Source organism: Pirellulales bacterium (assembly GCA_035499655.1).
Taxonomy (GTDB): Bacteria; Planctomycetota; Planctomycetia; order Pirellulales; family JADZDJ01; genus DATJYL01.
Map to the genome: position 1 here is coordinate 22,832 of DATJYL010000029.1, position 6,911 is coordinate 29,742.

Annotated in this window: 7 protein-coding genes; all 7 read left to right on the forward strand. The window is 56.9% G+C overall.

Annotated elements, in window-relative coordinates:
• Positions 1–207 precede the first annotated feature (207 nt).
• Entirely contained in the window at positions 208–1,437 is a 1,230-nt protein-coding gene (locus VMJ32_01985) for a DUF1559 domain-containing protein (protein ID HTQ37765.1), read from the forward strand.
• A 337-nt stretch (positions 1,438–1,774) separates the two neighbouring features.
• Entirely contained in the window at positions 1,775–2,290 is a 516-nt protein-coding gene (gene ndhC / locus VMJ32_01990; protein ID HTQ37766.1) for an NADH-quinone oxidoreductase subunit A, read from the forward strand.
• Positions 2,281–2,865, forward strand: a complete 585-nt coding sequence (locus VMJ32_01995; GenBank protein HTQ37767.1) for an NADH-quinone oxidoreductase subunit B family protein — start codon at positions 2,281–2,283, stop codon at positions 2,863–2,865. Before ndhC ends, VMJ32_01995 begins: the two co-directional genes overlap by 10 nt.
• Positions 2,866–2,993: 128 nt before the next feature.
• Complete coding sequence (locus VMJ32_02000) at positions 2,994–3,494, forward strand: NADH-quinone oxidoreductase subunit C (protein HTQ37768.1); 501 nt, start codon at positions 2,994–2,996, stop codon at positions 3,492–3,494.
• 20 nt (positions 3,495–3,514) lie between these two features.
• On the forward strand, positions 3,515–4,738 hold the full coding sequence (gene nuoD, locus VMJ32_02005) for an NADH dehydrogenase (quinone) subunit D (protein ID HTQ37769.1): 1,224 nt from the start codon (positions 3,515–3,517) through the stop codon (positions 4,736–4,738).
• Between the two features lie 15 nt (positions 4,739–4,753).
• A complete protein-coding gene (locus VMJ32_02010; protein HTQ37770.1) occupies positions 4,754–5,245 on the forward strand; it encodes an NAD(P)H-dependent oxidoreductase subunit E in 492 nt (163 codons plus the stop codon).
• Between the two features lie 52 nt (positions 5,246–5,297).
• On the forward strand, positions 5,298–6,653 hold the full coding sequence (gene nuoF / locus VMJ32_02015) for an NADH-quinone oxidoreductase subunit NuoF (protein HTQ37771.1): 1,356 nt from the start codon (positions 5,298–5,300) through the stop codon (positions 6,651–6,653).
• Positions 6,654–6,911 lie beyond the last annotated feature (258 nt).

Consider the following 6,911-nt stretch of genomic DNA (forward strand, 5'->3'; position numbering starts at 1 on the left):
TTCGCTGAAAAACGGCTGGGGACAGCCGTCGCTACATCCGTAATCGATCAAACTGACCCACTACCAAAGCTTACTTTTATTGCTTTTTTTAGCGGCTCCCAATATATTGTGGGGTACGGACGCAGCAGCGGGGAATGTGGGTCTAAGTCTGTAAATCGGCGCGATTCAGCGCCGGGGATTGCGCGAATTTGAAGCGAGAGGGGATCTATGCGCACTCAATTACCGGGGTCGGGGGTCAGGAGTCAGGGGTTTTTCGTCGGTTGCCGACCACGGACCACGGACCAGGGGCCACGGACAAATGGTTTCACGCTGGTCGAGTTGCTGGTGGTGATTGCCATCATCGGGATTTTGATTGCGCTGTTGTTGCCGGCGGTTCAGGCGGCGCGCGAAGCGGCGCGCCGCAGCGAGTGCAAAAATAATCTCAAGCAAATCGGCCTGGCATGGCAAACGCATCACGACGCGCAGAAATATTTTCCCAGCGGCGGCTGGAGCTGGAATTGGACGGGCGACCCGGATGGAGGCTTTGGTCCTAGCCAGCCCGGCGGTTGGGCCTTCAGTTGCTTGCCTTACATGGAGCAACGGCAACTGTGGGAAATGGGCAAAGGCGCTGCGCTTGGCAGTGCCGCAAAAAATGCAGCCCTGGCCCAGCAAATGCAAACTTTCATTCCCACGTTTTTGTGCCCGTCGCGGCGAACGGAATTCAGCACGTATCCGTTCTTTCCGGCTCAGTTTCAAGAGGTAGTCCTCAATGTAGGCACAACGCTTCCCGCGCAAGTCGCCCGTTCCGATTATAGCGCTAACTGCGGCGACAGGGGAGCTAGCCAAGACAATGTCACAGGCGCCGGCGCAGTCATCACATATGACATTAACGGGGGAACGGCAAATGGTGGTTCGACGGTCGCCAATTCAAAGTACGGCAATGAATTGAATAATCCAATTGCACCCACGATGTCAATCAATCAAGTAGCCAGTTGGAAATGGCCGACCAATCTTTCGTCTCAGCTAACCGGCGTGACGTTTGCGAGGAGTAAAATCCGGATCAGGGATATTACTGACGGCACAAGTCATACTTACATGGTGGGTGAAAAATTCCTGTACTCAGACCAATACGACAGTGGAATGGACCTTTCCGACAATGAGTGGGCGTGGGTGGGTATGGACAACGACATGTACGTCTCTGCTTGGCAACCAGCCGCGCACGATCATCCCCGGCCTCTGGTAAACGGCGTTCCAACTGCTGACGTGCTGGATTACAACCGCTGGGGCGGCGCCCATCCTTCGACGTTCAACATGGTGTTTTGCGATGGGTCTGTGCATAGCATCCCATACACGATTGATTCCGCAGACCCTAAGGGGCCGTCTGCCCGAACAAAAAAAGGCATTCACCAATGGCTTGCTAACCGTGCCGATGGGATCTCGTTTCAAATTGATTTCTAAATCGGGCATTCGGATGGCGGCGGACGGTTGGCGGGGGCTGCGAGTTCGTATTTTCTGGCCCAAGCCGACCGCTTGTGGTCGGTCGCCGACGACAAGTCGTCGGCTTGGGGGCTCGCCGGCTCGACTCGAATTCCAGCGTCCTTGACGGCCTAAGCGGGCAGCACTAGGATGGCCGCAGTGAAGGTGGCGTAACCCCGCCATTTTTTATTTGGACGGGCTTGTGACAAGATTCACAAAGTGGGTTACTGTCTCAGGCCACGTGCCGAAAGTGCTTTCCCAGAGGTTGCTTGCGGAACCCCTCACCCCGGCCCTCTCCCGAAGAGAGAGGGAGCTAACCGTGGCGGATTTTCTGCCGATTTTGTTGTTCGTTTTGGTGGCGGCGCTGGTGTCGTGTGCGATGCTCGCCGCGCCGCGGTTGATTGCCCCGCGCAAACGGACCGCTGTCAAGGAAATGCCGTACGAAAGCGGCATGGACCCCATTCACGACACGCGGCGGCGGTTTGCCGTGCGGTTTCATTTGGTGGCGATTGCATTTTTGGTGTTCGACGTGGAGCTGCTGTTTTTGTATCCCTGGGCGGTGGCGGTGCGGCAGGGCGCAGCGAGCAGGGCGCAGGGGGCGGAGGTTTCGGCGGTCGGTGGTCAGTGGTCAGACTTCGGCGAGCTCAGTCGAGCCGTGGTCAGTGGCCAGGAGCAGGGACCGGCACTTCGCGCTCCGAGAGGCATAGATTTGGCGGTGAGCGACGGTTGGATTGCGTCGCGCAACCTGGTGTTCGCCGGGGCGATGGTGTTTATTCTGCTGGTGGTGCTGGGCTTTGTGTACGACTGGCGGAAAGGGGTGTTCAAGTGGCGGTAGAACTGCCGGAAAACGTGGTGGTCAGCAAGCTGGATGCGCTGGCCAGTTGGTGCCGCAAAAACAGCTTGTGGCCTATGCCCTTTGCCACGGCCTGCTGCGGCATCGAACTGATGGCCACGGGCGCCAGCAAGCACGATATTGCCCGCTTCGGCGCCGAGGTGTTTCGCTTTAGCCCGCGACAGTGCGATTTAATGATTGTGGCCGGCCGCGTCGTGATGAAAATGCTCCCCGTGCTGCAACGCATTTGGCAGCAGATGAACGAGCCCAAGTGGTGCATTTCGATGGGGGCCTGCGCCAGCACGGGCGGCGTGTTCGACACGTACAGCGTGGTGCAAGGGATCGATCGGTTCATTCCGGTGGATTTGTATTTGCCCGGTTGCCCGCCGCGGCCGGAGCAACTGATTCAAGGCGTGATCGACTTGCAGGACAAAATTCAGCGCGAAGGAACGCTGGGCGGAGCGGAGTTTCGCTTGAAAGCCCAACAACAACCGAAGCGGGCGTTGATTGAATTGCCCGGGCTCGTGCAGATCGACAGCGCCCGCAACCCGGTGGTGTGGAGTAGCGAAATCAAGTGAACGCGGATGAACGCAGATGAAGAGGATGATTACGGATCGGAAATTGGATTGCGAAAATCGAATTGATCGATCTGTGTTTATCAGATTCATCCGAGTTGATCTGCGTTCTCCTAGTTAGGAATGGATCATTGACGCTTGAAACTGCCACCATTGACGCTTTGAAGAGCCGCATTGCCGGGGCGACGGAGAGCGAGTTTCGCGGGCAAGCGCGAGTCGTGGTTTCGGCGGAGCAAATTTACGCGGCGCTGGAGTTTTTGCACGGCGAGCGCGGGTTCGATTTTCTGGCCGATATTAGCTGTGTTGATTATCTGCATTATCGCGGAGCGAGCGACCGCTTCGGGCTGGTTTATAACCTGGTGAACACGGTGACCAACGAGCGGCTGATTGTGCGCACATTTTTGAACGAGCCGGATTTGGCCGTGCCCAGCGTCACGCCGCTGTGGGAAGGGGCCAACTGGATGGAGCGCGAAGTGTGGGACATGTTTGGCATTACGTTCGCGGGGCATCCCGATCATCGCCGCATTTTGCTGCCGGAAGAATTCGCCGCGTTTCCCCTGCGGAAAGATTACCCGCTGCAAGGCCGCGGCGAACGGCATAATTTTCCGGTCATCACCAGGGACAGCGCCTGATTCACGGCAACGAATTTCACATGCCTTTAGCTCCTGTCGAAACTCGCGACCTGGCCCACGACGAACCGCAGGACTACCTGTGGACGCTGAATTTTGGTCCGCAGCATCCGGCCACGCACACCACGCTGCGGCTGGTGCTGAAGCTGGACGGGGAGCGCGTGATCGACGCCATGCCCGACATCGGCTACTTGCACTCGGGCTTTGAAAAAATCGGCGAGCATTTGAACTACAACCAGTACGTCACGGTGACCGATCGGATGAATTACATTTCGCCGATGACCAACAACGTGGCCTGGCATGGCGCGGTGGAAAAGCTGTTGGGCTTGGAGTTGACGCCGCGGTGCCAGTACATCCGCATTATTATCGCCGAGCTGTCGCGGATCAGCGATCATTTGCTGTGCAATGGCGCCGCCGGGCTCGATACCGGCGCGTTCACGTATTTTTTGTACGCCTTTTATCAGCGGGAAGTGATTTACGACATTTTTGAAACGCTGTGCGGGGCGCGGTTCACCAACAGTTACACGCGCGTCGGCGGGTTGATGTACGACATGACGCCGCTGGTGGTGGAAAAAATCCGCACATTTTGCAAAAACTTTCCGAAAACACTGCACGACATGGAGCGGCTGCTGGACCGGAACAAAATTTTTGTCGACCGCACCAAAGGCGTGGGCGTGCTGACGAAAGCGGAAGCGATTAACCGCAGTTGCAGCGGGCCTGTGGCTCGGGCCAGCGGCGTGACACGCGATTTACGCAAGGACGATCCGCATTTGCTGTACGGCGATTTTGCGTTTCAAGTGTGCTGTGCCACGGCGGGCGATTGCTACGCCCGGTATTTGGTGCGGATGCAGGAAATGTGGGAAAGCCTGCGGATTGTGGAGCAGGCCATCGAGAAGTTGCCGGGCGGGCCAGTGAACGTGGGGATCGACCAGCGGACGGCGTTTCCGGACAAAAAGATGGTGTATTCGACGATCGAAGGAACCATTTCGCACTTCGAACTGCAAATGAGCAACCGCGGGTTTGAAGTGCCGCACGAGGAAGTTTACTCGGCCATCGAAGCGCCCAACGGCGAGCTGGGATTTTACATCGTCGGCGACGGCACGGAAACGGCGTATCGGGCCCGATGCCGGCCCCCTTCGTACATTCATTTTGCGGTGTTCCCGCATTTGATTCGCGGCCACACGCTGAGCGACATTGTGGCGGTGCTGGGCAGTTTGAACATTATTGCGGCCGAACTTGATCGATAGCACATTGATGAAAATATGATTGCAAAAGAGCGCGTACTTACCGACGAAATGGTGGCCGAAATTAAGGCGCTGTTTCCGCGCTATCCGACCAAGCAGGCGGTCACGCTGCCGGCGTTGCACATCGTCAACGAAAAACTGCGTTATGTGCCGCTAGAAGCGGTGGTCGAAATTGCCGAGCTGTTGGAATTAGCCCCGGCGCAAGTGCAAGATACGCTCTCGTTTTACGGCATGTTCAAGCAGGACGGGCCGCATGGAAAAGTGCGGGCCTGGGTATGCCGTTCGATCAGTTGCGCCCTGCGCGGGGCTGACGAGTTGCTCGAGCATATATGTCACACCGCCGGAGTGAAGCCGGGCGAAACCACGCCCGACGGGGCGATCACCATTGAATTTGCCGAATGCCTGGGGGCCTGCGAATACGCCCCGTGCATGTTGGCGAACAAAACGTTGCATAAGAATTTGACGAACGAAAGTGCGGAAAAGTTTTTGAAGGAAGTTGCGGGTAAATAATCCGTTCACTTTGCCCCGGGTCACTGACTCGGGGCTAAATCATCGAACCATCGTGCAAAAATCTGAACTAGTTCTGCTCGCGCAAGTCGGCAAGCCCGAGAGTTGGACGCTGCGCGCTTATGAAGCGGCCGGCGGCTACCGGGGGCTGCGCAAGGTGTTCAAGGAAATGTCGCCGGAGCAGACGACCGAGATGGTGAAGGCCAGCGGCTTGCGCGGCCGCGGCGGGGCGGGTTTTCCCACGGGATTGAAATGGACTTTCCTGCCCAAGAATCATCCTGGCCCGATTTACATGTGCATCAATGCCGACGAAAGCGAGCCGGGCACGTTCAACAATCGGATTTTAATGGAGGACGATCCGCACCAGGTGATCGAAGGGATCATCATTTCCTGCTTTGCCACGCGGGCCACCACGGCCTATTTGTATTTGCGGTATGAATATCCGCTGTGCTGGGACCGGCTGCAGGGCGCCATCGACGAGTGCTACGCCAAAAATCTGTTGGGCAAAAACATTTTAGGGAGCGAGTTTTCGCTCGACATTTTCTTACATCGCGGGGCGGCGGCATACATTTGCGGCGAGGAAACGGGTTTGATTGAAAGCCTGGAAGGCAAACGGGCCTGGCCGCGCATTAAGCCGCCGTTTCCGGCCGTCGAAGGTGCATTTCGCAAGCCGACCGTGGTGAACAACATTGAAACCGTGGCCTGCGTCACGCACATTGCGGCGCGCGGTGTCGAATGGTTCAAGTCGATGGGCGTCCCTCCGGATCCAAAAAATCCGCGTGATGCCGGCAGCTACGGTCCCAAGCTGTATTGTTTGAGCGGCCACGTGAATAAGCCGGGGTGTTATGAAGCGCCGCTGGGCATTACGTGCCGGGAACTGATCGACGAGTTCGGCGGCGGCGTGTGGAAAAATCGCAAAGGGAAGGCGGCCATTCCCGGCGGCATCAGCATGGGGCTGCTGACGGAGCCGGAGTTCGACACGAAGTTGGATTTCAATGCGCTGGGGAAAGTTGGCTGCTTGGGGTTGGGGACGGCCGCCGTGGTCGTGATGGACGAAACCACGTCAATGGTCGATTTTCTGCACAACAGTTGCCGCTTCTTTCAGCACGAAAGCTGCGGCCAATGCACGCCGTGCCGGGAAGGAACCGGCTGGGCGCTGCGGATGCTCAATCGCATTAAAGCCGGCAAAGGGCGGATTATAGATTTGGATTTGCTGCTGGAGATTGGCGATTCAATTGGCATTATTCCCGGAACCACCATTTGCGGTTTGGCCGATGGCGCCGCGTGGCCCATTAAAAACGCCATTCGCAAATTCCGTGGCGAGTTTGAAGATTACATCAAACGCACCAACCCGACAGGTTACGCCGTGACGGAGCCGGTGCCGGCGCTGGTGCAACTGAGTGCACATTAAAAATATTTAGACGGAGAAGCCACAGATAAACACAGATGAACTCAGATCGGACAAACAAGCGATTGAAAAGTTTCGATCGCCGGAAATGTCAAAACGGAAATTTCTTCATCCGTGTTAATCTGGCTTTGTTGAAACCCTATTGATTCCAATGGGAAAACAGTTTACATCAATGCGTCATGGAAACCACACGTGCGATGACGCGGTCGCCGGTGGCGTTGGCCAGGAAGGCCGTCGAAATTGCGCAACGTGCTTTGCCTG

Coding starts and splice junctions, on each gene's coding strand:
- VMJ32_01985 (HTQ37765.1), top strand. CDS start 208: ATGCGCACTCAATTACCGGGGTCGGGGGTCAGGAGTCAGGGGTTTTTC.
- nuoD (HTQ37769.1), top strand. CDS start 3,515: ATGCCTTTAGCTCCTGTCGAAACTCGCGACCTGGCCCACGACGAACCG.
- VMJ32_02010 (HTQ37770.1), top strand. CDS start 4,754: ATGATTGCAAAAGAGCGCGTACTTACCGACGAAATGGTGGCCGAAATT.